Raw genomic sequence first — 25,802 nt, 5'->3', positions numbered from 1 at the left:
CGTTTCAAGCGGTGAGGCCCCACTCGCCATAAAGGCTGGAGAGCTCCTTGAGAACCTCCTCTTTGAGTGTTCGGCGAAGATAGGCCTTCATCCTGGGGATATGCCTAAGATACTGGGACTTGCCGTCGTGCTCACTGCTTCTCACGAAGCCGCCGAGGATCTTGGAGCCGCGCTGGGCGGCGGTGATCGCATAGGCCCGGCGGAATGCGACCTCGTCGAACCGGCCCGCCGTGCGCCGCGCCTCGGCGTAGGCGTCGAGAAGGCGCAACTCCATTTCCTCAGGGATCGTGACACGTGCGTCCTGGGCGAGCGATGCGACGTCGTAGGCCGAAGGGCCGATCATCGCGTCCTGAAAGTCGATGAGGCCGACCTTTCCGATCCCCTCTGCAGCTTCGCACCAGAGGACATTGGGGGAATGAACGTCGCGCAAGAGGAGGCTCTTCTCGCTTTCGTCGAGGTGATCGAAGAGCCGACCCCAAACGTCGAGGTAGCGCTGGCGCTCGTCGTCGCGCGCCGGACGGCCGAAGAAGCTCGGGAAATAGAAGTCGATCAGGAGCTCGATCTCGATGGTCAGCGCGTCGCGATCGAAGGAGGGAATTTCGTGGCGAAGGTCCGGCGCGACCTCGACCGAATCCGGCCAGGATCGGCCGTGGATGGCCGCGAGGCAACGCACCGCCGCTTCGTAGCGCTCCGGGATCGGCTCGCCTTCGGCATCGAGCAGGCCATCGCGGCCGAGGTCCTCGAGAAGCACGAGCCCCTCGGCAAGATCGAAATCGTGGATGGCGGGCGCGTGAAAGCCCTCGTGCCGCAGCGCTTTGGCGATGGCGAGGAAGGGCACGATCGTCTCCGCCCGGTGGGCGATGTCGTTGTAAGTGCGCCCGTGCCTGATCAGCGGCCCCTTGGGCAGGGCCGGCGCGTCCATGAGCACGAGCGGGCCGGCAGCGCCCGCGACCGCCTCGTAGCGGCGAGGAGAGGCATCGCCGAACAGCCGCCGACGCGGCGCCGCGCCATTGCCCGAGCGGGCAAGGAAGGCGCGCAGGTCGAGCGAGCGCGCCACGCGGCCGATGGTCTCGGCTGTGCCTGAAAGCCCCACGCGGCGGCAGCCGCTCTCCGGCGCCTCCAGGCGAATCGAGAGGTTGGCGCCTTTTTCGACCCCGCCCTGCTCGGGCCACTCGCACAGGACGATGCCGGTTTCCGCGGCTTCCTCGAAGCCGAGTTCGGCAAGCTCGGAAGGGTCCGCGAGCCGGTAGAGATCGAAATGGAAGGCCGGTGGCGCCGTGTCGTAGGACTGAACCAGAGTGTAGGTGGGCGAGGGGACCTCCAGGTCGGGGTCGCCCGCCAACGCGCGGATCAGGGCCCGCGCAAGGGTCGATTTCCCGGCACCGAGATCCCCCGACAGGGCGACGACATCCCCAGCTCTCAAGACGAGGGCAAGGTCGGCGCCAAGCCGCATGGTTGCCGCTTCGTCGGCAAGAAAGAGCTCGCGAATCATAGCCTCGGCATTCGGCGTCGGCTCATTCGCTCCGACCGGGGTCACTCGGCGGCCTCTCGCTTGGGCTCGTCAGCGGGAAATCGGCACGTGACAACGGTGCCACCCTCCTTGCCCGGCTCGATGGTGATGCTGCCCCGGTGGAGCTCGACGAAGCTCTTCACGATGGAAAGGCCAAGGCCGGCGCCCGACTGCCGCCCGCCGACCGGATCGGCCTCGAAGCGATCGAAGACCTTGGCGATGAGATGGGGGGCGATGCCCGGTCCGCGATCGACGACGCAGAAGGCGACCGTATCGCCGTCGCGCCAACCCTTGAGGTCGACCTCGGAACCAATGGGGGCGAAGTTCACCGCGTTGGACAGAAGATTGAACAGGATCTGCGTCAGCCGGTGACCGTCGGCCCGGAACGTCTCCCCCGCTGCATCGATGTCGACGTTGAGGGTGATGTCATGCTCCCGCAGGCGGTCGCGGATGGCCTCGGTGGCATGGGCGACGGTCTTGGCGATATCGACGTCGGAAAGCTCGAGCTCCATGATGCCGGCGTCGATGGTCGCCAGGTCCAAAATGTCGTTGATGATGGTGAGGAGGGTCGACGTCGAGGTCGAGATGTAGTCGAGATATTCGCTCTGGCGGGTGTTCAGCGGCCCGGTATCGGCCGAGCGCAGCAGGGCCGAGAAACCGATGATGTTGGTCAGCGGCGAGCGCAGCTCGTAGTTCACATGCTTCACGAAATCGTTCTTGATTTCATAGGCCTGCTGCAGCGCCTCGTTCTTCTCGCGCAGCATTCGCTCGGCCTTGCGCGCGTCGGTCACGTCGACGAAGGTCAGCATGGTCTGCCCGTTGGGCAGCGGAACGACGGAATAGATCTTGGCGCTGCCGTCCGACAGCTCGAACTCGCCGCTCTCGGGCTCGCGCGGCCCTTCGTCGAAGGCCGTGACGGCGCGTACGAAATCGCCCCAGCCGATGCTCTCTTCCGCCTCCTCCGGCGCAAGGATCGAAATCCGCGCTTCGTCGGCGATGGCCCGGATATGGGGCTTGTCCTTGACGAAGTCGGCGCCGAGGCCCCAGGTCTTGGCGAAGACCGGGTTGGAGAGGCGCAGCCGCCCGTCCTGGCCGAACACGGCGACGGCCTCGTTGAGGAAGTCCAGCGTCTCGCCCTGAAGCCGCACCAGGGAATTAAGCCGGCTTTCCAGCTCCACGATCGGCGTCAGATCCTCGAACAGCCAAGTCGTGCCGCCCTTAGGCTCGGGGTTGGCGAAGACGCGCAGGGTGCGCCCGTCGGCGAGATACCACACCGCCTCGGTCGGCTCCGTCGCCCGATAGGTCGTCAGCGTCTCCTCCTTGAGCACGCGCAGCGGCCGGTCCTCGGGAAGAATGCCACGCGAGCGCAGCTGATCGAGCAGCGAGACATGGTCCCTGATCGTCGCCAGATCCAGGTCGGTGAGGCCGAAGAGCTTCTGGAAGGCGGCATTGGTATAGACCAGCTGCGTCTTCTCGTCGAAGCCGGCGACCGCAGTGGTGAGATGGTCGAGCGTCGCCGAATGGCTCTCGACAGTGCGGCGCAGTTCGTCGCGCGCCAGTTCCGCTCCCGAGATGTCGATGGCCAATCCGGCCGAACCCAGCGGCCCCGCCGCCTCGATCACCTGGAAGGTCCGACGATCGGCGGCGACCACGGCCGTCGCCTTGCCCGAGAAGGCGCCCTTGAGGCGGCGCTCGCGGGCGATCGAGGCGCCGTCGGCAGAGTTGAGAAACTCGACCTGCCGCTCCAGCACCTCGGCGACCGAGGACGATTCGACGGCGCGGGCATAGGTGGAATTGACCCAGACGAGGCGGTCTTCCCGATCCCGCAGCCAAAGCGGGCTGTCGAGCGTATCGGCCAGCGCCTGTAGCGTCTCTACCGTCGCCAGATAGCGGCGACTGTCGTCCCTGAGGGTGCCGAGCTCCTCGCGCAGGCCATGAAGCGCCTGAAAGCGCACAACGGCAAGACCGCCGACGGTGCGGCCGGCGACTTCGATGATCGCACCGCCGGAAAGGGCGATCTCCTGGCGGAATGGTTCGGCAGCCGCCTTGAGGCGGTCGATGCAGGTGGTGAGGCTTGCTGCCGTGTCGGCGGGCATCCAGTCCGCGAAGGCGCGGAACCGCTGGGCGTCGGCGGGCACGGCGATGGAGGCCGGCAGCGAACCGAAGCATTGCGGCGCGCCCTGGCCCGAATAGACAAGGATGAGTTGGTCGTCTGCCGCGAGAATGGTCGCGCCGGATTCCGCCTCGGCCTGGGCGTCGGCTAGCGCGGCGCGCAGGGTGTCGTTTTCGGCGCAGATGGTCGCGCGTTGGCGGATCAGCCACACGGCGGCGATCATGATCGCGCCGAGGGTGAGTGCGTAGAGCGAAAGAAAAAGGATATCCTGGGGGCCGAACGTTCCGGCAAACAGATCAAGGGATTGCGCATCGGCAGACCTTGCCGAGAGCGCGAGGAGCGCGCAGCCTGCCCCAGCAGGTTTGGCGGCCGCCGAAAATCGACGACCGAAGCGGGCCACGCCCGTTTTCTCAAAAGGCCATACCGGCCGCGCCAGCTCTTTGCGCCCCTCGCGCGCGAGCCGCAGTCCCGATCCCCGTCGCAATATCCCTCGTCCTTCTCAGCCGCATCCAAGAGAAGTTCGTAAAGTCCCCTCGCAGCTGGCGAATTCCTCGTCGCCGGCCGCGATTCGTAAAATGTAAACCTTTGGCCGAATCCCGCAAAGCGCTAGAATGGCACGGTCGGAAAAAAGAAAGAGCCGCCGGGGCTTGCGCCCCGCCGGCTCCTTGTGTCAGCCGCCGCCGCGCCAGGCGCGGCTCGCGGTCAGTAGCGGTAATGATCGGGCTTGTAGGGGCCTTGCGGCGTCACGCCGATGTAGCTCGCCTGCTCCTCGCTGAGCTCGGAAAGCCGGGCGCCGAGCTTGCCGAGATGGAGGCGGGCCACCTTCTCGTCGAGATGCTTCGGCAGCACGTAGACCTGATTGGCGTAGCGCTCGCCCTTGGTGAAGAGCTCGATCTGGGCCAGCGTCTGGTTGGTGAAGGACGCCGACATGACGAAGCTCGGGTGGCCGGTCGCGTTGCCGAGATTGAGCAGGCGGCCCTCCGACAGGAGGATCATCCGGCGACCCGTCGGGAACTCGACGAGGTCCACCTGCGGCTTGACGTTGGTCCATTTGAGGTTGCGCAGCGAAGCGACCTCGATTTCGTTGTCGAAGTGGCCGATATTGCCGACGATGGCCATGTCCTTCATCTCGCGCATGTGCTCGATGCGGATGATGTCGCGGTTGCCGGTGGCGGTGATGAAGATGTCGGCGGTCGCCACGGCATCTTCCAGCGTGACCACCTCGAAGCCGTCCATGGCGGCCTGAAGCGCGCAGATGGGATCGACTTCCGTCACCTTGACGCGGGCGCCGGCGCCGCGCAGCGAAGCGGCCGAGCCCTTGCCAACGTCGCCATAACCGCAGACCACGGCCACCTTGCCGGCCATCATCACGTCGGTGGCGCGGCGGATGCCGTCGACCAGCGACTCCTTGCAGCCGTACTTGTTGTCGAATTTCGACTTGGTGACGCTGTCGTTGACGTTGATCGCCGGGAAGGGCAGGAGGCCCGCCTTCTGGAGCTGATAGAGCCGGTTGACGCCAGTGGTGGTCTCCTCGGTAACGCCCTTGATGGCGTCGCGCTGACGCGAGAAGAAGCCCGGCGTCTCGGCCATGCGCTTCCTGATCTGGGCGAAGAGAATTTCCTCCTCCTCGCTGCCTGGCTTGGAGAGAACGTCCTCGCCGGCCTCAGCGCGCGCGCCAAGAAGGATGTACATCGTGGCGTCGCCGCCATCGTCGAGGATCATGTTCGACGGATTGCCGTCCGGCCACTGGAAGATGCGGTCGGTGTAGGTCCAGTACTCCTCAAGCGACTCGCCCTTGACGGCGAAGACCGGCGTGCCGCCAGCGGCGATCGCCGCCGCGGCGTGGTCCTGAGTCGAGAAGATGTTGCAGGACGCCCATCGCACGTCGGCGCCCAGCGCCTTCAGCGTCTCGATGAGCACCGCCGTCTGGATCGTCATGTGGAGCGAGCCGGTGATGCGCGCGCCCTTCAGCGGCTGGTCGGCGCCGAACTCCTCGCGGCAGGCCATGAGGCCCGGCATCTCGGTTTCGGCGATCTCGATTTCCTTCCGGCCCCAATCGGAGAGCGCGATGTCCTTGACGACGTAGTCTTGAGCTGTGGCCATGTTCGGTCCCTTCGGTGTGCGAAGATTCGGGGTACGCGTCGAGCGCGCGAATGCCATGATCTGCGGCCGGTCTAGCAGCAGACCCTCTTCGACACAAGAAGACATAAACAATTCATTATATGATGCGCCGAAGATGGTTGCCGCGAGATGGCGGCGAAACCGAAACTTGCGGCGCGTGGCCAGAGGCGGGAAGGCGCTGCGCCTTTGTCAGCAGCCCTCGCCGAAGCAGTCGGCAACGAGCGCCGTGATGGCGTCGAGGGCCTCTTCGGCCTCGCGGCCCGTGGCGGTGACCTCGATCGTCGTGCCCTGGGCCGCGCCCAGCATCATCAGCCCCATGATCGAAAGACCGCCGACCGACATCGAATCGCGCGAGATGGTGAGCTCGGCGTCGAAGACCTCCGCCACCTGGACGAAGCGCGCCGAGGCGCGGGCGTGAAGACCGCGCTTGTTGACGATCGCGAGCGTGCGTTTGAGAAGCGCCGGATCGTCGGCGCGGGGGGAATGAATGGGATCGGCGGCGCCTTGGCCCGAGGAAGAAGAGGTCATTTGCCGCTGAGGATCTGGCTGGCCACGTTGATGTATTTGCGGCCGGCCTCCTGCGCCTCCTTGAGCGCCTGGGCGATCGGCCGATCCTGCCGCACGCTGGCGAGCTTGATCAGCATTGGCAGGTTGACGCCGGCCAGCACGTCGACGCGCTGGCCGTCCATCACCGATATGGCGAGGTTGGACGGCGTGCCCCCGAACATGTCGGTAAGGATGATCACGCCGTCGCCGCGATCCGCGCGCGCCACCGCCTCGACGATGTCGATGCGCCTGCGCTCCATGTCGTCTTCCGGTCCGATGGAGATGGTCTCGAACGCGTCCTGGGGGCCGACGACATGCTCGACGGCGTTGCGGAACTCGTTGGCCAGAAGGCCATGGGTGACGAGCACCAGTCCGATCATATGAGAAAATGCTCCCGTTGAGGTCCGCTTTCCGCGCCTTTTACGGACAGGCTGCGGATGGACCTGCGCGTTGACCGGTTGCCTTGCAACGGGTCGCGCAAGCCTGCGTATCGATCGCCACGACGGACCGGGAAACTGAACTGCACGATTTCTGGTCCGAGGGCCCTAAACCAATGTCTCTCTCTTCGAAGGTGCTCCGAAGTGGCGAAAGTCTCACCCTATCTTGGCACCGTGGCCAGAATGCGCAAGTGGTTTCGATGCAGTGCCGCGAATGTCTCAAGCGTCACGCCAGCCTCCGTTTCCGCTGATGAGCGCCAGCACGACTTCGGCCGCGAAGGCGGCCTCACGCTCCGGTAGAAAGACCCTCCTGATCCTTGCGCCGAGGACATCGGCCTCCCGCTCCTCCGGTAGGCGTTCGATCCGCTCCCTCGGCACGAGGTCGACGATGAGGCGGATGGGCGCCTCGTCAAATGTCGGGAGCCGGACGAGGCCGACGCCGGAGATCTCGATCAATCCCTTGATCGAGACCGGCGCCCGGGCGACGACGTCATCTCCCTCACGCTCGATCAGGGCCTGATCGTCGCAAACCAGTGCCGCTCGGATGCCGAGAGCCTCGGCGCGCCGAAGAAGCAGGAATGCGAGGGAGGACTTGCCGCTACGCGCCGCGCCCCGAATGACGACGCCCTTGCCGGCGACTGAGACGCAGGAGGCGTGGATGTTGGAGGGCAGGCCGGCACTCATTCTGCCGGCAGCACGACGATGAACCGGGCGCCGCCGATGCCTTCCGGCGCGTCCGGGTCCTCGATGTTCTCGGCGCGGATCGTGCCGCCATGAGCCTCGACGATCTGCCGGCTGATGGACAGGCCGAGCCCCGAGTTCTGGCCGAAGGCCTCGCCCGCGGGGCGGTCGGTGTAGAAGCGCTCGAAAATGCGGTCGATGTTGTCGGCGCGGATGCCCGGTCCGTTGTCCTCGATGGTGATGTTGATGCGGTTGCCGCGCCGGCGCAGGCTGACCGCGATGCGGCCATCGGCGGCCGGGACGAAGGAGCGGGCATTCTCGATGAGGTTGGTGAAGACCTGGCCCAGCCGAAGATCGTGCCCCGAAACCACATAGCCCTTGGCGGGAGGCTGCGGACCCTTGTCGAGGACGATGGTGAGGCGGCGCTCCTCGGTGGAATGGCTGCGCGCGGTGCCGACAATCTGCTCCAGGAGGGCCGCGAGGTCGACCTTTTCCGCGTTTTCCCTGGCAAGCTCCGCGTCGAGCCGCGAGGCGTTGGAAATGTCGGTGATCAGGCGGTTGAGGCGCCGCACGTCGTGCTGGATGATTTCCGTCAGCCGGGCCTTGGCGTCCTCGTTCTTGGCCAGCGGCAGGGTCTCGACGGCGCTCCTGAGCGACGTCAGCGGGTTCTTGAGCTCATGACTGACATCGGCGGCGAAGCGCTCCGTCGCCTCCATGCGCGCGTAGAGCGCGTTGGTCATGTCGCGCAGCGCGCTCGCCAGCTCGCCCACCTCGTCGGTGCGGTCGCCGAAATCGGGAATCTCGTTGCGTCCGCGGGCCCCGCGCCGCACGCGGACGGCGGCCGCCGAAAGGCGCCGGAGCGGCGTGGTGATGGTGGAAGCGAGCAGGATCGACAGCGCGATCATCACGCCGGACGCCACCGAGAATGTCCTGACGATGGCCATGCGCTCGGCCTGGACGATCTTGTCGATGTCTCCACCCTGCGTCGACAGAAGCAGGACGCCGAGAACCGCCCGAAAACGCTGAATCGGCACGGCCACCGACACAATGAGCTCACCTCCCTCGGTGGCGCGGACCACGGTGGCGGGGCCGCCCGTCAAGGCGCTTACCACTTCCGGGTAGGAGGTGCCGGAGCCGCCTGGAACCTCCTTGTAGACCGGAAGGTCCGAGCGCTGGAGGAGCTTGTGCATCCAGTCGCTAAAGCGGTCGAGGAACGTCGAGTTCTCGGGTTCGAGCGGCGGCAGCTCATAGCGCAGGATCTGGCCGCCCGTGTAGAGATGGCGCGAATCGAGAATGAGATTGGCGTCGCGGTCGTAGAGCCGCGCCCGGGTGCGGGTCGGCGAAATGAGGCGGCGCAGGAGCGGCGCCACGCGCTCGGGATTGATCGGGAAATCGAGGCTGTCCGACATGGCGGAGCCGGGTTCCAGCGTGGAACCCGCCTGAAGCTCCAAGAGCTTCTCGGGATCGAGCGTGATCGAATTGGTGTCGACCGTCGCCGAGGAGGCGATCGCCCCGGCGATGATCTCTCCTTGCGTGAGGAGGCTTTCCACGCGGGCATCGATCAGGCCGGCGCGGAACTGGTTGAGGTAGAGAATGCCCGAAACGAGCACGATGAGCGCGACGAGGTTGAGAAAAACGATGCGGCGCGTCAGCGAGGAAAAGATCGTGTGACCGAGCATCGCGTGCAGGCGGATGATCCACCGCCGCGCCAAAGGCACGCGCCGGAGACGCTTGCGGATCGCGGCTTCCCGGCGCCGCTTAAGCGGCGTTGCCTCGCTCTTCGCGCTATCAGCAACCATAGGCGCTCGGTCGGCCCTAGATTTCGCGGAAGCGATAACCGACACCATAGAGGGTTTCGATCATGTCGAACTCCTCGTCGATCGCCTTGAACTTCTTGCGCAGGCGCTTGATGTGGCTGTCGATAGTCCGGTCGTCGACATAGACCTGCTCGTCATAGGCCGCGTCCATCAGGGCATCGCGACTCTTGACCACTCCGGGCCGCTGGGCGAGCGAATGGAGGATCAAGAATTCCGTCACGGTGAGCGTCACCGGCTGGCCCATCCAGGTGCAGGTGTGGCGCTCCTGGTCCATCACCAACTGGCCGCGCTCCAGCGAGCTCTCGGGGGTAGGCGTCGTCTTTGCCGCCTCCCGCGCGGCGCCACGCCTCAGGATTGCGCGCACGCGTTCGACCAAAAGACGCTGCGAGAACGGCTTCTTGATGTAATCGTCGGCGCCCATCTTGAGGCCGAACAGCTCGTCGATCTCCTCGTCCTTGGAGGTCAGGAAGATGACGGGCAGGTCGGATTTCTGGCGCAGACGGCGCAGGAGCTCCATCCCGTCCATGCGCGGCATCTTGATGTCCAGAATCGCCAAATGCGGCGGGCGGGCCTGAAGGCCCTCAAGTGCCGAGGCCCCATCGGTATAGGTCTCGACCCTGTATCCCTCGTTCTCCAGCGCGATCGACACCGATGCCAGGATGTTTCTGTCATCGTCCACGAGCGCAATCGTCGGCATCGTCGTTGTTCTCCTTGGGCGCCTGGCGCCGCATGCCGTCGTTCTTCAATCGCGCCGGCTTTTCAGGCCAGCGCGAACAGGCGCCGAGCGGTGCGTCTGTCGGGCGGGCGTTACCACGCCTCGAAGGGCATCACCACCAACGAAGCGACAACATGCTCGCGCTCAGCTCCGGACGGCCTATCATGAAAACTATGGCCGAACCGCGGTCGACGGCCCTGTCGATGCGGCCGCCGTCATAGAAATGGCAAGGAGGGGCGCTCTCGGCAAGCCCAATGCGCTTCGGCAAGGGCTTCTGCACCTTTGGGAGAGGGGTTTTGGGAAGCCGCAGCCGGTTCACTCTTTTGCGCCAGCGCAGATGAGGTTTCCTCGCGACGACGACGGTTTCCGCTCGGCGCCGCGCACAAGAGCGAACGATTTTATGAAGAAATTCAAGGCGTTCAATTGAAAAACTGTCGATTGCGCTGCGTCAAAGACAGTTTAATTGGAGCGTCGCAGTCTCCTGCTATTCTCGAATCTGTCGCACAACAGCTGACGCTCGGCAAAACTTCTAATCGATTAAAGGTCGTCAACCTCAAGGAAGGCCGAATAATCAAGCGTTGCACGTCTGTAAATCAACGAATTGTGTTGCTCGAGTTGAGCGTTTCTCTATACCGGAAACCGCGATCTGTTCGGGTGGCTAAATAAAGCAGGAGAGCCAGTCATCATGGATGAAATGGGGCGTAGAAATCCGGCGAAGGGCATCGAGACCACGGGCCTCAGGAACCTTTCTTGCGTTCGCTGGAACCTCGGTGAGGCTGCTCTTTACGAGGCGGCGCTGCGGCGCGGGGAGGGCGAACTTACGGATCAAGGTGCGCTTAGGGTCACGACGGGACAGCACACCGGACGCTCGCCGAAGGACAAATACGTCATTCGCGACGGCTCGACTGAGGACAATGTCTGGTGGGATAACAATCAGGCGATGTCGCCTGAGGCTTTCGACGCCCTCTATGAGGACTTCAAGACCTTTGCCGAAGGCCGGGACGTTTTCGTTCAGGATCTGGTGGGCGGCGCCGATCCGGCGAATTCCATCAATGTCCGACTGGTTGCCGAGTACGCCTGGCATGCGCTCTTTCTGCGCAACCTGCTCATCCGGCCCTCGAAGGCGGATCTTGCGACGTTCGACCCGGATCTGACGATCATCGATCTGCCCTCGTTCAAGGCCGACCCGGCCAGGCACGGTTGCCGCAGCGAGACCATCATCGCCTGCAACTTCGACAGAAAGATCGTCCTGATCGGCGGCAGCCGGTACGGCGGCGAGATGAAGAAGTCCGTCTTCACCTTCCTCAACTATCTGCTGCCAGCCAAGGGCGTCATGCCCATGCATTGCTCGGCCAATATCAGCAAGAGCGGGGATGCAGCGGTGTTCTTTGGCCTGTCCGGCACCGGCAAGACCACGCTTTCGGCCGACCCCAACCGCATTCTCATCGGTGACGACGAGCATGGCTGGGGCGAGGATGGCCTCTTCAACTTCGAGGGCGGCTGCTACGCCAAGATGATCCGTCTGTCGCCTGAGGCGGAGCCGGAGATCTATGCCGCCTCGCGGCGTTTCGGCGCCGTGCTGGAGAATGTCGTTCTCAACGAGGACCGGGTTCCCGACCTCGATGATGCCCGGCTGACCGAAAACACCCGCGTCGCCTATCCGCTGCACTTCATCCCGAATGTCAGCGAGGACAATCGCGGCGGCCACCCGAGGAATATCATCATGCTAACGGCCGATGCCTTCGGCGTGATGCCTCCGATCGCGAAATTGACGCCCGCCCAGGCGATGTACCACTTCCTCTCTGGCTACACGGCGAAGGTGGCCGGAACCGAGCGCGGCGTGACCGAGCCCGAGGCGACGTTCTCCACCTGCTTCGGCGCGCCCTTCATGCCCCGGCACCCCTCCGTCTATGGCAATCTCCTGCGCGAGCTCATCGCCAAGCATGATGCCGATTGCTGGCTGGTGAACACCGGCTGGACGGGCGGGCCCTATGGTGTCGGCAGGCGCATGCCGATCAAGGCGACCCGCGCGCTGCTCAACGCGGCCCTCGATGGTTCGCTCAACAATGTGGAGTTCCGCGAGGACCCCAATTTCGGCTTCATGGTGCCGGTCGCCGTTCCCGGCGTCGACACCACCATCCTCGATCCGCGTTCGACCTGGGCCGACAAGGCCGCCTATGACACGCAGGCCCACAAGCTTGCCGGTATGTTCCGCAAGAACTTCGGCAAGTTCGAGGCCCATGTCGACGAGGAGGTGCGGGCTGCGGCTCCCGCCGCCAGGCAGGAGGCCTGACCGGAACTGCCTCGGGGGGTGATGGCGAAAGCCCCGGATTCTGGATGATGATGACGTCCGCCCGGTGCATCGCGCCGGGCGGTTTTTCGTTCGCACGAGCGACGCGACAGGCTCCGACGGCACGAAAACATGCCTTGATCCGAGTCTCGCGGTTTCGGCACCTCGCACCTATCGTTATGAAGGAGCGCGGACCGTTCAGCGGGGAGGGCGTCACCCCGGTTCAGCAGCACGGAGAAGGATGATGGCCGACGACAATGCGCTCCTCGTGGGACGTGGCACCCTCATTCCCGGCCGCGAGCTGTCGGAGGCCTTCATCCGCGCCGGCGGCCCCGGCGGGCAGAACGTCAACAAGGTTGCGACTGCGGTGCAGCTGCGCTTTGCGGCCGCTGCCTCCTCTGTCCTTACCGACGACGTGAAGCGCCGGCTCCTGAAGCTCGCGGGCAGCCGCGCCACCAAGGAAGGCGAGATCGTCATCGAGGCGTCGCGCTTCCGGGTGCTCGAACGCAACCGCGATGACGCGCGGCAGCGGCTCGCGGCGCTGGTCGAGGCGGCGCTCGTTCCGCCCCCGCCGCCGCGCAAGAAGACGCGCCCCTCGCGCGGCGCGGTGGAGCGACGGCTGAAGGAAAAGCGCGGCCGCTCGCAGGTCAAGCGGATGCGAGGGACGATCGGCGACTAATCGGCGCGACCTCAAGCGTCGTCACAAGCGTGTGTGGTCGCCGCCGGCCGCTGGCGCGTCAGTGCGCGATTGCCATATCCTTGGTTCAACGCGATCCGCATCGATATACGAGGAGGTATCCCCATGAACCGTCGCAGCGTTCTTGCCTCGGGCCTTGCCTGTGCCGGGGTCGTCATGGCGGGCGGTCTCTTCGCCAGTCGCCGCGCCGAAAGCGCCGAGGAAGCCTTTCCCGTTTCGATGTCGCCCGAGGAATGGAAGAAGAAGCTCTCCGCGCAGCAATTCGCGGTGCTGCGGGAAGAGGCGACGGAAGCGCCGTTCTCCAGTCCGCTCAACGACAACAAGAAGTCCGGCACCTACACCTGCGCGGGCTGCGACAACCCGGTCTATGCCTCCGGCACGAAGTTCGACTCTGGAACGGGCTGGCCAAGCTTCTGGGCCCCGATCGAGGGCTCCGTCGGCACCCACACCGACTATAAGCTCATCTATCCGCGCACCGAGGTTCACTGCGCCCGCTGCGGCGGTCATCTCGGCCATGTCTTCGATGATGGTCCGCCGCCCACCGGCAAGCGCCACTGCATCAACGGCGTGGCCCTGAACTTTCGGGCTGGCGCGGCCTCCTGACAAGGCGCACCGTTAGCGCGCGGCAGGGTCGCTGCGGCTTCGCGGCGGCTTCTTGTTGGCTGCGAGCTCCTTCCCTTCGCAAATAACACTCCCTTCATCTTCCCGTTGGATGATGAATGTCCCATTTGCGCCTATCGCATGGCGGCGTTCGGCCTGCGCATTGAAGCATAAGGGGGGCGCCGCCATATGAAGGAACGAAAGGCCGGGGACGCCGCGACGAGGGTCCCCGGAGAGAAAGTCGCTTCATCAAAGGACTTGCCGAATGAGCCGCCTCACGCCGTTTTCCAGCCCGTTGCTCTTGGGGTTCGACAGCGTCGAAAAGACCCTCGAGCGCATCGGTAAAGGCGGAGACGGATACCCGCCGTACAATATCGAGAGAATCAGGTCCGAATCCGGCCCCTATGGCGAAGGACCCGCGGATTGGCTGCGGATCACGCTGGCGGTGGCCGGCTTTCAGCCCGAGGATCTCGAGGTTACGACCGAGGAAAATCAGTTGATGATCCGCGGCCGTCAGGGCGAGGAAAAGGACCGCGAATACCTGCATCGGGGCATCGCCGCGCGGCAATTTCAGAAGTGCTTTCTTCTGGCCGACGGAATGCGGGTTCTTGGCGCGCAACTCAAGAACGGTCTGCTGTTGATCGATCTCGCCAAGCCCGAACCCGAAAGGGTGGTCAGAAAAATTGATATCGCCGTCGTCGATTAGCGGGTGATCCGCGTTTGCCTATCATGGAGACGGAGTGGACATGAGTACTGTGACCTTGACCCCGACCGAACTGGCCGCCCTCGGCGAGGGGGATCTGGCCTATCTGAGGCAGATGTCGTCGGACGACATCCGCGCGAAGTTTCCCGCGGCCCGGTCCATTCAGCCCGGCCTGAGGCTTTGGGCGCTGTTTTCGGCCGACGGAACGCCTTTGGCGGTTTCCGATGACCGTGGCTCGATCCTGGCCAGCGCCAGCGAGAACGAGCTTATGACGGTGAGCCTGCACTGATCGACTAGCGCAGGCCCCAATTTGCGCCGCCGTTCTCAGGCGGCTCTTGAAGCCGATTGCGTCATGACTGCGTAAAGCGCGCTGGCAGCACGCGAGCTTCTGATCTTCTCCACAGTATCAGGATTGCGCAAAAGCCGCGCCACCTTGGACAACGCCTTCAGGTGATCGGCGCCCGCGCTTTCGGGCGCCAGCAGCAGGAAGACAAGGTCCACCGGCTGCTCGTCCAATGCGTCGAACTCCACGGGCTTGGCCAGTCGCGCAAACACGCCGAAAATGCGATCGATGCCTTCCAGCTTGCCGTGGGGAATGGCGATGCCGTTCCCCACGCCGGTCGATCCCAGCTTTTCGCGCTGCAGCACAGTCTCGAAGATATCACGCTCGGCCAGGCCGGTCAGCTCGGCCGCCTTCTGCGCGAGATCCTGCAGGACCTGCTTTTTGGAGTTCGCTTTGAGAGCAGGAAGAATGGCATCCTGCTCGATCAGGTCCCCGAGATCCATCGCCTGCTGCCTTCCGATGCTCTAGAGCCGGGCCACGCGAACAATCTCTGCCAGAGCTTGCGCCAGCCTCAAGCGCTATCGCCTTTGTAAGTCGACGGGTCAACCCAGCCGAAATTTCCGTCAGAGCGGCGATAGACGATGTTGACCTCACCCGAGGCGGCATTGCGGAAGATCACGACCGGGCTGTCGCGGCGGTCGAGCTCCATCACCGCCCCGGCGACGCTCAGGGTCGAGAGCGGCAGCGACGTCTCGGCGACGATGGCTGGCGCGTAGTTTTCCGGCAGATCCTCGGTTTCCTCGGGGATCGCCTCCATCACCGTCAGGGCGATGTCGCTCTTGGTGGCGTCGTCGCCGGCCCGGTAATCCTTGAGACGCCGCTTGTAGCGGCGCAGGCGCTTCTCGATGCGCTCGGCCGCCTCCTCGAAGGCGGGTTGCGGATCATGCGCGCCCCCGTTGGCCTGGAAGACGACGCCCGTGTCGAGGTGGACCGTGCAATCGGCCGAATAACGGGCACCGTTCTTGGACATGACGACGGTGCCGGAAAAGTTGCCGTCGAAATATTTGGCGACGGAATCTCCCAGGCGCTCCTCGATGCGCGTACGGAAGGCTTCGCCCACGTCCATGTGCTTGCCCGAAACACGAAGGCTCATCACGGTTCTCCCTTTTAGGATTCGTCGCCTGTGGCGCTTTGATCGGCCAATTCTTGGGCCCGGCGTCCTTGCATGTCCGTTAAGTCGAGGCTCGCTGGCATGGGCTCAAATGGGCCGTTGTTGGGACACCGGGAAGTCCGCAACCGGCAGACTTCCATGGGTGGCGCGTTCTAGAAACGATTGCGCTGACTGTCAACGCGCGGCGCTGCCAAGGGTTTCGTCCTTCCTGCCGCTGAAAGCGTAATCGTTTTGAGGCACGAAAGCGCTATTAGCAGGCGGGCTGGCGGGCATTCATCTCACGTCGACGCTGGATGGATGAAGGGATGGACAGGGCCTCGCGATATTTCGCCACAGTCCTGCGAGCCAGATCGACCCCCTCCGCCTTCAGTGTCGCCGCGATGTCGTCGTCGGAGAGGATTTTTCCTGCGGTTTCGGCATCCACCAGCTTGCGGATGCGATGCTTGACGCTTTCGGCGGAATGGGCGTCGCCGCCGGCGCTGGAGGCGATGGCCACTGTGAAGAAGTACTTCAGCTCGAAGAGACCGCGCGGCGTCGCCATGAACTTGTTGGAGGTTACGCGGCTAACGGTGGACTCGTGCATGCCGATCGCGTTGGCGACCGCCATCAGCGTCAACGGCTTCAGCTGGGCGACGCCCTTCTCGAAGAAGGCTTCCTGGCGGCGCACAATCTCCTCGGCGACCTTCAGGATGGTGCGCGCGCGCTGATCGAGAGAGCGCATCAGCCAGTTCGCCGAGTGCTGACAATCGGTAACGAAGGAGCGATCCTCCTCGGCGCGCGCGCCCGCGCTCACCCGCCGAACATAGTCCTGATCGACGAGCACCTTGGGCAGGGTCTGACCGTTGAGCTCCACTCGCCACCCGCCCTCAAGCGAGCGTGTTAGCAGCACCTCGGGTACGACGGGCGTTGCCGGCTCCTGGGAGAAGGCGCGCCCCGGCTTCGGGTCGAGATGGCGGATCTCTGAGAGGATATCCAGCAGACCGGCCTCGTCCTCGCCTGTGAGGCGCTTCAGCGCCTGAAAGTCCCGCCGGGCAAGAAGATCGAGATTGGCAAGGACGCGCTCCATCACCGGATCGAGGCGGTCGCGGCGCTTGAGCTGGAGGGTGAGGCATTCGCCGAGATCGCGGGCAAAAAGGCCCGCCGGGTCGGCCTCGGCCTGAAGGGTGGCGATCACAGCCTCGACCGTCGCGGTGGGAACGCCGAGCGCCTCGGCCGCGTCCCTTGCGGCGACGCGCAGATAGCCTGCCTCGTCGAGGTGATCCAGAAGCGCCAGCGCTATTGCCTTGTCGATGGGACCGGCGATGATTTCGCCGATCTCGGCCTCGGCGTGCGCGATCAGGGAGTGGCCGGTCTCCGGCAGGTCCTCGATCCAGGCCGCGCCGTCACCCGTGCTCGTGCCCGCGCCGCCGCCCCAGGGCGTGGAAAAACCGTACTCCGCCTCGGCCCGTGGCGCCTCGCCAGGAAGCATTTCTCCGGCTTCTGTGTCGACTTCCGCCACGTGGCGCGCCCCTGGCGCATCCTCGCCCGATGGCACGGTCGTCGCCCCCGGTTCCGGATTCTCGACCACTTCGATGAGCGGGTTGCGCTCGGCCTCGGCCTCGATGAAGGACTTGAGTTCGAGATGATTGAACTGCAGCAGCCGGATCGACTGGAGAAGCTGCGGCGTCATGACCAGCGACTGGCTCTGACGAAGTTGAAGTTTTGCCGACAGCATCATGCGTCTATCGCAATCCCACCTGACCCAGGATCGCCGGCCCGACCGAGGAGGCCCCACGAGGTCCTCGATGTCGCGCTGGCGATGACGAGCCGGCATCCCGCCTGCCGGCGTCCGGGTGCTTTCACCCGAACGCATCAAAGCTGGTCCGCATCTTGCTTGTCAACGTCTGTCGATGCGCCGCCTCGACCACGATTGCCGGCACGACAGGCGGAATGCCGTGGCAGGCCCTGGATCAGAAGGTGAAACGGTCGCCCAGATAGAAGCGCCGGACCTCGATGTTGTCGACGATTTCCTGGGGACTGCCGTGGGTCAGCACGGCGCCCGCGTGCATGATGTAGGCGCGGTCGATCAGGCCGAGGGTTTCGCGAACGTTGTGGTCGGTGATCAGTACGCCGATGCCGCGCCGTGTCAGATGGCGGACCAGAGCCTGGATATCGGCCACCGCGATCGGATCGACGCCGGCGAACGGTTCGTCCAGCAGCATGAAGGTCGGATGAGTGGCCAGTGCTCGCGCGATCTCGCAGCGCCGTCGTTCACCGCCGGACAGCGAGGTGGATGCCTGCTTGCGCAGATGCGCGATGTGGAATTCCTCGAGCAGCGACGTCAGCTCCGCCTCGCGCTTGGCCTTGTCCTTCTCCACGAGTTCCAGGACGGAGCGAATGTTATCCTCGACGGAAAGGCCGCGAAAGATCGAGGCTTCCTGCGGCAGGTAGCCGATACCGAGGCGCGCGCGCCGGTACATCGGCACACCGGTGATGTCATGGCCGTCGAGCTCGATGCGGCCGCGATCCACCGGCACGAGGCCGGTGATCATGTAGAAACAGGTGGTCTTGCCGGCACCGTTGGGCCCGAGAAGCCCGACGGCCTCGCCGCGCCGAACCGACAGCGCGACATCATCGACCACGCGTCGGCCGCGATAGGTCTTGGTGAGGCCGCTGGCGACGAGCGCACCCTCGGAGCCGACGGTCGGCCCAGTCGCACCCTGATCGGCCGCCCGGTCATCCACGAGGCTCATGGGCGCCGTCTCCCGAGGGCCGGCCAATCTCTCGGCGATGGCTGGCGCAGCACGTCGGCGATCATTGCTGGCCCTCAGGCTTCTGCTTGGTCGTGAGCATGACGCGCACACGGCCTTCGCCCTTCGCGCCACCGCAGTTGCCGCTTTCCAGGCGGGCGACACTGGTATCCATGTGAATGGTAAGCCGGCATCCGGCCGCGACATTGTCGCCTTGGGTGAGCACGACGTCGCCGGTCATCACGGCGAGCTGTGTGGTCATGTCGAACGTCGCTTGCTGGGCGGTCGCCACCTGATCGTTCGACTTGATGTAGACGTTCTCGCTGGCCTCGAGCTTCTCGATCTCGCCGCCGCCGCCGGGCAGGCTGGCCGCTGCCGGCTTGGCCTTCCCATCGGCGGAGTCGCCGCCGGCCGCTTGCTTGGCGTAGTGTACGACAAGCTTGCCGGTCTTGAGCAGCGTTTCGCCTTGCGTGACCTGCACGTTGCCGGTGAAGACCGCCATCGCGTCGGCGTCGTTGACGTCGAGCTGGTTCGACTCGATGGCGATCGGCTGATCCTGCGACATCTGGAGGCCGCCGAACGTATTGCCGAAGCCTTGCGCTCCGGCCCCGATTGTCGATGCCGGCAGGGCGAGGGCGCCGGCAATGAGCATGGCAGAAAGCAGTTTCGTCATGGAAAAATCCTATCGGCTCCCGGCGCCGGGTTGGGACGGCGTATCAGTCTTCTCCGGCAACAGCGTCATCTTCACGCGATCGCCGAATGACAGAAGCTTGCCACCGCCCGCCACCTTGAGGCTGCCGGCATGCACCGTCTGGCTTTGCGTCGTGATCTCAACCGGACCTTGGCCCGTCAGCTCATTCTTGGCGATGTTGACGTCGGCATGCTGCATTTCGGCCGTCATACCACTGGACGTCCTTACAGTAATCTTGTCATCGAGGCTGAGGGTCTGCTTTTCCGGATCGAATTGACCCTTGGTGGCGCTGATGTCGACGGTGGTGCCGTCGGTCAGGGAAAGATTGGCGCGAACGCCTTCCAGGTCGATGCGGCCATCGCCCACCGACTGATAGGCCTTGTCGGCGACCATCCAGTAAGGCTGGTCATGGCTGTCGAAGCCGGAAAGGCGCGGCGCTTCCATCACGATGCGCCCATCAGAGACGGTTACGTTGGCCAGGCTCATGTCGTCTGGTATCAGACGGGCGAGCCAGGTCTTGGCGCCGGCAGCAAGAAGAATGAGCACAGCGAGGACCGGCAGGCTGATCCGCAGAATCCGAACGAGCGTCGAATGGCGCCGCGCACGCCGGAACTCGCGCTCAAGACGCGGGGGGGCCTCCGCGCGTCCCGGCTCGTTTCCCATGCTGGCGGGCCGCTCGTCGCGGATGTTCGTGACGGCGTCACTGGATCGATCGAGCACGGGATCCTTCCCAAATCGGCGTCGGAGCGAGGCTTTGCCTCCATCCCCTGATGGTAACGGCACAGTCTCCTCTGCGAATATGGGATTTTTACGTCGCTCGTAACCCCCTGTCACGCCATCGAGGCGCCCATCTTGCCTTGGCAAGGATGCGGCGAGACACTATCGGTCGGTGGCCCTCTGATATTTCTGGCGGAGAAAAGCTTGGCGCACGACCCTTACGACCTCATGGACCGGCGTTGGCTGCGACGCAAGCTCGGCTTCTGGCGCTTTGCTGCGATCGCGATCCTGGCGCTGGCCGTGGTCGGCGCGGCGCTGTTGTTGCGCGGCCCGGAGGAATCCTGGCTCGGGGGCGACCAGATCGCCAGGATCTCGATCGAGGGCGTCGTCACGGAGGATCGCGATCTGCTGCGCCTCATGGACGGGCTGCGAACGGATCCCAAGGTGCGCGCCGTCATTCTGCGCATCGATTCGCCCGGCGGCACAACGACGGGCGGCGAAACCATTTACGAGGCGGCCCGCGCCATAGCCGAGGTCAAGCCGGTGGCTGCCGAGGTTGGCAGCCTCGCGGCCTCGGCGGGATACATGATCGCCAGCGCCGCCGACCATATCGTCGCCCACAACACGTCCATCGTCGGCTCGATCGGCGTCCTCATCCAATTTGCCGATGCCTCGAAGCTGCTCGACACGATCGGCGTCAAGATCGACGCGGTGAAGTCGGCGCCGCTGAAGGCCGAGCCTTCGCCCTTCCACCCGACCGATCCCGAGGCGCGCGCCATGCTTGGACGCATCGTCGCCGACACCTATGGCTGGTTCGTCGATCTGGTGGCGGAACGGCGCAAGATGAGTCGGGAGGATGTGCTGGAGCTCGCCGACGGCTCGATCTTCACCGGGCAGCAGGGGGTCAAGAATGGCCTGGTCGACACCATCGGCGGCGAGGTCGAACTGCGCGCCTGGCTCGAGGCCCAGCCCGACATGCCGAAGGGACTGGCCATCGTCGATCGCAAGCCGGATCGGGAGGGTCGTTTCGCCTTTATCGAGAATGCGCGCTCGGCGGCGTTCTCCCTCGTGGGACTCGACCCGTCGGCGCGCAGCCTTGCCGAGGCGCTTGCCGGGCCGGCGGCGCGACTTGACGGCCTCGTGTCGCTCTGGCAGCTTCGGTGACAGGCGCAAGTCCGTCGACGCGGGCTGGCGTTTGTTATTTTGGGGAACAACCAATGCTGCCATTGGCGGCGATCAGAGCCGTTGGACGCGAGGCAGATGCCGGTTCGGTGCGGCGCTGGAGGAATAAGTGATCAAGTCCGAACTCGTGCAGATTATCGCGAGCCGTAATCCCCATCTCTATCAGCGGGACGTGGAGACGATCGTCAACGCGATCTTCGACGAGATCACGGAGGCGCTCTGCGAGAGCGATCGCGTGGAGCTGCGCGGATTTGGCGCCTTCTCCGTCAAGAACCGCCCGCCGCGCGCCGGCCGCAACCCGCGCACCGGCGACACGGTGGACGTCGAAGAGAAGTGGGTGCCCTTCTTCAAGGCGGGCAAGGAATTGCGCGAGCGTCTGAACAGCGGCGATTGACCAGCGGTCTCTTCGCGCGGTTTCGACGAGAGCTGAGCGGGAAGACGGTTATCCGTCAGCCAAGGGTTAAGCTTTCCGCCCTCGCGACGTTGACGGCTCGTGCCCCCAGACCATACTAGACGAAGAGCGGCGGCTCCCGCGAGCGGCCGGCACCTTGCGTCTGCTGAGAACGGTCCATGGTTTCCAAAGTCATTTCCTTCGTCATTCTGGTTCCGATCGCGGTGGTGCTGATCATCTTCTGCGTCGCCAACCGGGAGATGACGACCCTGTCGCTCGACCCACTCGGCACATTGCCGCAGCTTCAGCTGTCGGCGCCGCTCTTCGTGCTGCTCATGGGTTTTCTCATCGTCGGCGTCTTCCTGGGCGGCATCGGCACCTTCGTCACGCAGGCTCACTACCGCCGCGCCGCTTTTCGCCGGAAGCATGAGCTGGAACGCGCCAGGAACGAGGCGGAGGAGGCGCGCGAGCGCGCCCGTCGCATGAGGGCCGAGCGCGACCAGCTGGCCGCATCGGCCGGTGGCGGGACCGCCCTGGCGCCGACCCGGACCGCATAAGCCAAAGGCGGCGGGACGCCGGCGGCAAAATAGGCGGCGGCCAACTCTTCGGCCAGGACCAAACGCGGCCCCCGCGATTCGCAATCACACCAGAACGGAGGGCTGCGCGTGCGCCGACCGCACCGGCCATCAGGCGGAGCAAAGGATCGCCCCGCCCTTCGCCATGACAGAGCAAGCGGCACAACGTCGCATGCTGGTGGCGCGAGCGAAGCCAAGCGCCGCAATCCGCGCGTTCCCCAACCGTTAGATCCGGCGGAGCCGGAGGAGCGCCCGGCGCGTCCACCCCTGGCCGTGCGCGAGGGTGCGCGTCCCCTCGAGCGCCTTCCGGTGATCCTCTCCGTGGCATCCGACCGAGACTACGGTCTGATCGATTCAGGAGGAGGCGAGAAGCTCGAGCGATACGGTCCGCTTCTCGTTCGCCGACCGGAGAACCAGGCGATCTGGCCGCGCCGCCTCGGCGAGGCGCGTTGGGAGGACGTCGACGCCGTCTTCACCGGTGATACGGAGGAGGAGGGCACGGGCCGCTGGCGCTTTCCCAAGGTTCCGCTCGGCGAAACCTGGCCGCTCGCCCATGACGGCCTTTCCTATCTCGGGCGCTTTACCTCCTTCCGCCATGTCGGCGTGTTTCCCGAGCAGGCAGCGCACTGGGCCTTCATTGAGGAGAAGGTGCGGGCGCGGGGCCCGGTCCGTCTTCTCAACCTTTTCGGCTATACCGGCGTCGCCTCTCTCATCGGCGCGCGCGCCGGGGCGGAAGTCACGCATGTCGACGCTTCCAAGAAGGCGATCGGCTGGGCGCGGGAGAATCAGGAGCTGGCGGGGCTTGGCGATCGGCCCATCCGTTGGATCTGCGAGGACGCGGTGCGCTATGCCGAGCGCGAGGTGCGACGCGGCAGCCGCTATGACGCCATCCTGCTCGACCCGCCGAAATACGGGCGTGGCCCCAAAGGGGAAGTTTGGCAGCTTTTCGACGATCTGCCCTATCTTCTGTCCCTGACGCGAGAGCTTCTGACTGACAGGCCGCTTTTCGTCGTCCTCACTGCCTATTCGATCCGCGCTTCCTTCTACACGCTTTCGGCGCTGATGGCCGAGGCCATGCGGGGAAGGGGCGGCGCCGTCGAATCGGGCGAACTCGTCATCGAGGAAGAAGGGGCGGAGCCGCGCCGACTTTCGACCTCGCTGTTCTCGCGATGGATCGCCGATGTCTGAGCCCGCCGATACCCAGCAGAAGCCGCGCCGCTCCACGGCCGCGCCCGGCCGTGTCAAGGAAGTGACGAGCGTCTCCAATCCGCTGGTCAAGGATATCCGCCTTCTCGCCCAGAAGAAGCAGCACCGGGGCGAGGCCGGGCTCTTCCTCGCCGAGGGGCTGAAGCTCGTGCTCGACGCGCTCGAGGCCGGCTGGCGCATCGAGACGCTGGTGGTGCGCAAGGCCGATCTCGACCATCCGGCACTGTCCAAGGCGGCGGCAAAGACCGTGGCGCTCGGTGCCGATGTCATCGAGGCCAACGAGAAGGTGCTCGCCGCCATCAGTCGTCGGGACAACCCGCAAAGCGCGATCGGCGTTTTCCGCCAGAAGACTCTGCCGCCGGAGAAGATCGATTTCGGCAAGCACGGCGTCGTCGTCGCCCTGGACCGCGTCCGCGACCCTGGCAATCTCGGCACCATCATCCGCACGGCCGACGCGGCCGGCGCGAGGGCCGTGATGCTGGTGGGCGATACGGTCGACCCCTTCGGCCTTGAGGCAGTGCGCGCGACCATGGGATCGATCTTCTCGGTGCCGCTGGCGCGCGTCAGCGAGGCCGAGTTCCTTTCCTGGCGCGCGGGCTTCGGCGGCCTTCTCGTCGGCACCCACATGACGGGCACGACCGATTTTCGCGAGCCGGCCTATGGCAAGCGACCGACGGTCCTGCTGATGGGCAACGAGCAGGTCGGCCTGTCGGATACTCTGGCCGGTGCCTGCGATGTGCTGGCACGCATTCCGCAGGCGGGGCGGGCCGACAGCCTCAATCTCGCGGTGGCGACGGCGGTCATGCTGTTCGAGGCGCGGCGGAGCGCGCTGAAGCTGTGAGGCCTTCGGCGGTCTTTGCGCGTGGCGCCATTATCGTCGCGCTGGCGGTTCTGGCGGACCAGCTGATCAAGGCGGCGATCGTGGCGACCATCCCGCTTGGCGATGGCGTCCCGGTTCTGCCCTTCCTCGCGCTCTACCACACCCGCAACGAGGGCATCTCGTTCTCTCTCTTCTCCGGCATGAGTGTCTTCGGCCTCTCGGCCGTCGCGCTCCTCGTGCTCGTCTTCGTCTTCTGGCTTTGGCGAAAGACGCCGCCGACGCGCTGGGTCAGTCATTTCGCCTTCGCCATCATTGTCGGGGGCGCTGTGGGCAATCTCATCGACCGCCTTCGCCTCGGCTATGTTGTCGACTACATCCTTTTTCACACGCCGGTCTGGTCGTTCGCCATCTTCAACCTCGCCGATACCTTCATCACGGTGGGGGCGGGGCTGGTGATCCTCGACGAGTTCATCCTCGATCACGACCGGCGGACAGGAGCCAAGGAAGGGCCATCCTCATGACGCAGAGCTTCAAGGCGATCCTGGTGGAGCGCGATGAGAACAAGCGCCAATCGGTTTCCGTCGTCGACATGACGCCGGCCGACCTCATGGACGGCAATGTCGAGATCGCCGTCGCGGCCACCACCATCAATTACAAGGACGGCCTCGCCCTCACCGGCAAGGCGCCGATCGTCCGGCGCTTTCCGCTGGTTCCTGGCATTGACCTCGCGGGCACCGTCATCTCCTCCTCCCATGCCGACTGGAAGGTCGGCGACAAGGTGATTCTCAACGGCTGGGGCATCGGCGAGAGCCATTACGGCGCCTTCGCCGAACGCGCCCGCGTCGACGGCGACTGGCTGGTTGCCCTGCCGAACGGCTTCTCCATGCGCGATGCCATGGCCGTTGGCACGGCGGGTTTCACCGCCATGCGCTGCGTCATGCGCCTGGAGGAACTGGGCATGACGCCGGAGCGCGGGCCGGTGGTGGTGACGGGTGCCTCCGGCGGCGTCGGCTCAGTCGCCATTGCCATTCTCGCCAAGCTCGGCTGGCATGTCGTCGCCGTGACCGGGCGGCGCGAGGAGGATGAATTCCTGAAGGGGCTCGGCGCTGCCGAGGTCATCGATCGCGCGGAGCTCGCGAGTGCGCCCAAGCCGCTGGAAGCCCAGCGTTGGGCGGCGGGCGTCGACGCGGTCGGCGGCGTGACGCTTGCTCATATGCTCGCATCCATCAAGCATGGCGGTGCCGTCGCCTGCTGCGGCAATGCCAGTGGTATGGACTTGCCGACCTCCGTCGCGCCTTTCATCCTGCGCGCCGTGTCGCTGCTGGGCGTCGATGCCTCGCGGGTGTCGCGGGCCGAGCGTCAGCGCACCTGGGCGAGGATCGCCGCCGATCTCGACCCTGGGAAGCTCGCCGCGATCACGAAGGACATTGGCTTTGCCGATATCATCGAGGCGGGAAGGGAGATCACCGAGGGTAAGGTGCGCGGCCGCCTCGTCGTCGCCATGCCTTGAAGGCCGCGGCGGGACGTCGGAAGCTTACCGCTTGCGTGCGTGCCCTCCGTCCTCCACAATGTTCATGATGGTTCGATGAGGCTGCCTCCCCGCGTTCGTGACAAGTCATCAAAATGTCGCCGGACGTAGGCTAGGAGATGAGCAGCCGAAGAACCGCGATGGTCTTTGGATGGAGCCAGAGGGCGACCGGCTTTTGAGCCATCTGCTCTCGGTGCGCCTCGATCGGTCTGGCCTTGCCAGAATCCGGGGGCCAGGAGGACGGCGATGAGCCTTGATCATGGACGGGAAGGCGGACGC

Annotated in this window: 26 protein-coding genes; 12 read left to right on the top strand and 14 right to left on the bottom strand. The window is 65.0% G+C overall.

Features of this window, described 5'->3' with window-relative positions; genetic code table 11:
• Window positions 1-4: 4 nt before the first annotated feature.
• The 8 genes from tsaE to B5D38_RS08385 form a co-directional block, all read right to left on the bottom strand.
• The gene (tsaE, locus tag B5D38_RS08420; RefSeq protein ID WP_245318939.1) at window positions 5-1,537 is read right to left on the bottom strand and encodes a tRNA (adenosine(37)-N6)-threonylcarbamoyltransferase complex ATPase subunit type 1 TsaE; all 1,533 of its coding nucleotides are present in this window, start codon (window positions 1,535-1,537) and stop codon (window positions 5-7) included.
• A complete protein-coding gene (locus tag B5D38_RS08415) occupies window positions 1,534-4,023 on the bottom strand; it encodes a sensor histidine kinase (RefSeq protein ID WP_078708221.1) in 2,490 nt (829 codons plus the stop codon). The genes tsaE and B5D38_RS08415 overlap by 4 nt, the downstream gene beginning before the upstream one ends.
• 302 nt (window positions 4,024-4,325) lie before the next feature.
• The gene (gene ahcY / locus B5D38_RS08410) at window positions 4,326-5,726 is read right to left on the bottom strand and encodes an adenosylhomocysteinase (RefSeq protein WP_078708220.1); all 1,401 of its coding nucleotides are present in this window, start codon (window positions 5,724-5,726) and stop codon (window positions 4,326-4,328) included.
• 207 nt (window positions 5,727-5,933) lie between these two features.
• Window positions 5,934-6,272: an HPr family phosphocarrier protein gene (locus B5D38_RS08405; RefSeq protein ID WP_078707978.1), complete on the bottom strand. Its 339-nt coding sequence runs from the start codon at window positions 6,270-6,272 to the stop codon at window positions 5,934-5,936.
• A complete protein-coding gene (locus tag B5D38_RS08400) occupies window positions 6,269-6,670 on the bottom strand; it encodes a PTS sugar transporter subunit IIA (protein WP_078707977.1) in 402 nt (133 codons plus the stop codon). The genes B5D38_RS08405 and B5D38_RS08400 overlap by 4 nt, the downstream gene beginning before the upstream one ends.
• Window positions 6,671-6,946: 276 nt before the next feature.
• A complete protein-coding gene (locus B5D38_RS08395; protein ID WP_078707976.1) occupies window positions 6,947-7,411 on the bottom strand; it encodes an HPr kinase/phosphorylase in 465 nt (154 codons plus the stop codon).
• Window positions 7,408-9,207, bottom strand: coding sequence for a sensor histidine kinase (locus B5D38_RS08390; RefSeq protein WP_078707975.1), 1,800 nt, complete (start codon window positions 9,205-9,207; stop codon window positions 7,408-7,410). The genes B5D38_RS08395 and B5D38_RS08390 overlap by 4 nt, the downstream gene beginning before the upstream one ends.
• A 16-nt stretch (window positions 9,208-9,223) precedes the next feature.
• A complete protein-coding gene (locus B5D38_RS08385; protein WP_078707974.1) occupies window positions 9,224-9,922 on the bottom strand; it encodes a response regulator transcription factor in 699 nt (232 codons plus the stop codon).
• Between the two features lie 703 nt (window positions 9,923-10,625).
• Here B5D38_RS08385 and B5D38_RS08375 point away from each other — a divergent pair.
• The 5 genes from B5D38_RS08375 to B5D38_RS08355 all read left to right on the top strand — a co-directional run bounded on the left by B5D38_RS08375 (window position 10,626) and on the right by B5D38_RS08355 (window position 14,519).
• Window positions 10,626-12,233 carry a phosphoenolpyruvate carboxykinase gene (locus B5D38_RS08375; protein ID WP_078707972.1) on the top strand — a complete coding sequence of 536 codons (1,608 nt, stop codon included), beginning with the start codon at window positions 10,626-10,628 and terminating at the stop codon, window positions 12,231-12,233.
• A 238-nt stretch (window positions 12,234-12,471) separates the two neighbouring features.
• Window positions 12,472-12,909 (top strand): alternative ribosome rescue aminoacyl-tRNA hydrolase ArfB, encoded by a 438-nt coding sequence (arfB, locus tag B5D38_RS08370; protein WP_078707971.1) that lies wholly within the window; start codon window positions 12,472-12,474, stop codon window positions 12,907-12,909.
• A gap of 123 nt (window positions 12,910-13,032) precedes the next feature.
• Window positions 13,033-13,530: a peptide-methionine (R)-S-oxide reductase MsrB gene (gene msrB / locus B5D38_RS08365; protein WP_078707970.1), complete on the top strand. Its 498-nt coding sequence runs from the start codon at window positions 13,033-13,035 to the stop codon at window positions 13,528-13,530.
• A gap of 262 nt (window positions 13,531-13,792) precedes the next feature.
• Window positions 13,793-14,233: an Hsp20 family protein gene (locus B5D38_RS08360; protein ID WP_078707969.1), complete on the top strand. Its 441-nt coding sequence runs from the start codon at window positions 13,793-13,795 to the stop codon at window positions 14,231-14,233.
• A gap of 40 nt (window positions 14,234-14,273) precedes the next feature.
• Complete coding sequence (locus tag B5D38_RS08355) at window positions 14,274-14,519, top strand: BQ00720 family protein (protein ID WP_078707968.1); 246 nt, start codon at window positions 14,274-14,276, stop codon at window positions 14,517-14,519.
• A 35-nt stretch (window positions 14,520-14,554) separates the two neighbouring features.
• Here B5D38_RS08355 and ptsN read toward each other — a convergent pair whose 3' ends face one another.
• The 6 genes from ptsN to lptC all read right to left on the bottom strand — a co-directional run bounded on the left by ptsN (window position 14,555) and on the right by lptC (window position 19,824).
• Window positions 14,555-15,016, bottom strand: coding sequence for a PTS IIA-like nitrogen regulatory protein PtsN (ptsN, locus tag B5D38_RS08350; protein WP_078707967.1), 462 nt, complete (start codon window positions 15,014-15,016; stop codon window positions 14,555-14,557).
• A 68-nt stretch (window positions 15,017-15,084) separates the two neighbouring features.
• Window positions 15,085-15,666: a ribosome hibernation-promoting factor, HPF/YfiA family gene (hpf, locus tag B5D38_RS08345; protein ID WP_078707966.1), complete on the bottom strand. Its 582-nt coding sequence runs from the start codon at window positions 15,664-15,666 to the stop codon at window positions 15,085-15,087.
• Window positions 15,667-15,934: 268 nt separating this feature from the next.
• A complete protein-coding gene (gene rpoN / locus B5D38_RS08340; protein WP_342587353.1) occupies window positions 15,935-17,398 on the bottom strand; it encodes an RNA polymerase factor sigma-54 in 1,464 nt (487 codons plus the stop codon).
• Between the two features lie 235 nt (window positions 17,399-17,633).
• Window positions 17,634-18,416, bottom strand: a complete 783-nt coding sequence (gene lptB / locus B5D38_RS08335; protein WP_078707964.1) for an LPS export ABC transporter ATP-binding protein — start codon at window positions 18,414-18,416, stop codon at window positions 17,634-17,636.
• Between the two features lie 61 nt (window positions 18,417-18,477).
• The gene (locus tag B5D38_RS08330) at window positions 18,478-19,086 is read right to left on the bottom strand and encodes an LptA/OstA family protein (protein WP_078707963.1); all 609 of its coding nucleotides are present in this window, start codon (window positions 19,084-19,086) and stop codon (window positions 18,478-18,480) included.
• Window positions 19,087-19,095: 9 nt separating this feature from the next.
• A complete protein-coding gene (lptC, locus tag B5D38_RS08325; protein ID WP_078707962.1) occupies window positions 19,096-19,824 on the bottom strand; it encodes an LPS export ABC transporter periplasmic protein LptC in 729 nt (242 codons plus the stop codon).
• A gap of 225 nt (window positions 19,825-20,049) precedes the next feature.
• On the opposite strand from lptC, the gene sppA reads away from it, so the two are divergent.
• The 7 genes from sppA to acuI all read left to right on the top strand — a co-directional run bounded on the left by sppA (window position 20,050) and on the right by acuI (window position 25,505).
• The gene (sppA, locus tag B5D38_RS08320; RefSeq protein WP_078707961.1) at window positions 20,050-20,985 is read left to right on the top strand and encodes a signal peptide peptidase SppA; all 936 of its coding nucleotides are present in this window, start codon (window positions 20,050-20,052) and stop codon (window positions 20,983-20,985) included.
• A gap of 127 nt (window positions 20,986-21,112) precedes the next feature.
• Window positions 21,113-21,397, top strand: a complete 285-nt coding sequence (locus B5D38_RS08315; RefSeq protein ID WP_078707960.1) for an integration host factor subunit beta — start codon at window positions 21,113-21,115, stop codon at window positions 21,395-21,397.
• A gap of 176 nt (window positions 21,398-21,573) precedes the next feature.
• The gene (locus B5D38_RS08310) at window positions 21,574-21,951 is read left to right on the top strand and encodes a lipopolysaccharide assembly protein LapA domain-containing protein (protein WP_078707959.1); all 378 of its coding nucleotides are present in this window, start codon (window positions 21,574-21,576) and stop codon (window positions 21,949-21,951) included.
• Window positions 21,952-22,053: 102 nt separating this feature from the next.
• Window positions 22,054-23,157, top strand: a complete 1,104-nt coding sequence (locus B5D38_RS08305) for a class I SAM-dependent rRNA methyltransferase (protein ID WP_078707958.1) — start codon at window positions 22,054-22,056, stop codon at window positions 23,155-23,157.
• Entirely contained in the window at window positions 23,150-24,016 is an 867-nt protein-coding gene (locus B5D38_RS08300) for a TrmH family RNA methyltransferase (RefSeq protein ID WP_078707957.1), read from the top strand. The genes B5D38_RS08305 and B5D38_RS08300 overlap by 8 nt, the downstream gene beginning before the upstream one ends.
• Window positions 24,013-24,516 carry a signal peptidase II gene (gene lspA, locus B5D38_RS08295; protein ID WP_078707956.1) on the top strand — a complete coding sequence of 168 codons (504 nt, stop codon included), beginning with the start codon at window positions 24,013-24,015 and terminating at the stop codon, window positions 24,514-24,516. Before B5D38_RS08300 ends, lspA begins: the two co-directional genes overlap by 4 nt.
• The gene (acuI, locus tag B5D38_RS08290) at window positions 24,513-25,505 is read left to right on the top strand and encodes an acrylyl-CoA reductase (NADPH) (protein ID WP_078707955.1); all 993 of its coding nucleotides are present in this window, start codon (window positions 24,513-24,515) and stop codon (window positions 25,503-25,505) included. The genes lspA and acuI overlap by 4 nt, the downstream gene beginning before the upstream one ends.
• Window positions 25,506-25,802 lie beyond the last annotated feature (297 nt).

Source organism: Consotaella salsifontis, from assembly GCF_900167365.1.
GTDB classification, from domain to species: domain Bacteria; phylum Pseudomonadota; class Alphaproteobacteria; order Rhizobiales; family Rhizobiaceae; genus Consotaella; species Consotaella salsifontis.
This window is presented reverse-complemented; position numbering and strand designations above follow the sequence as displayed.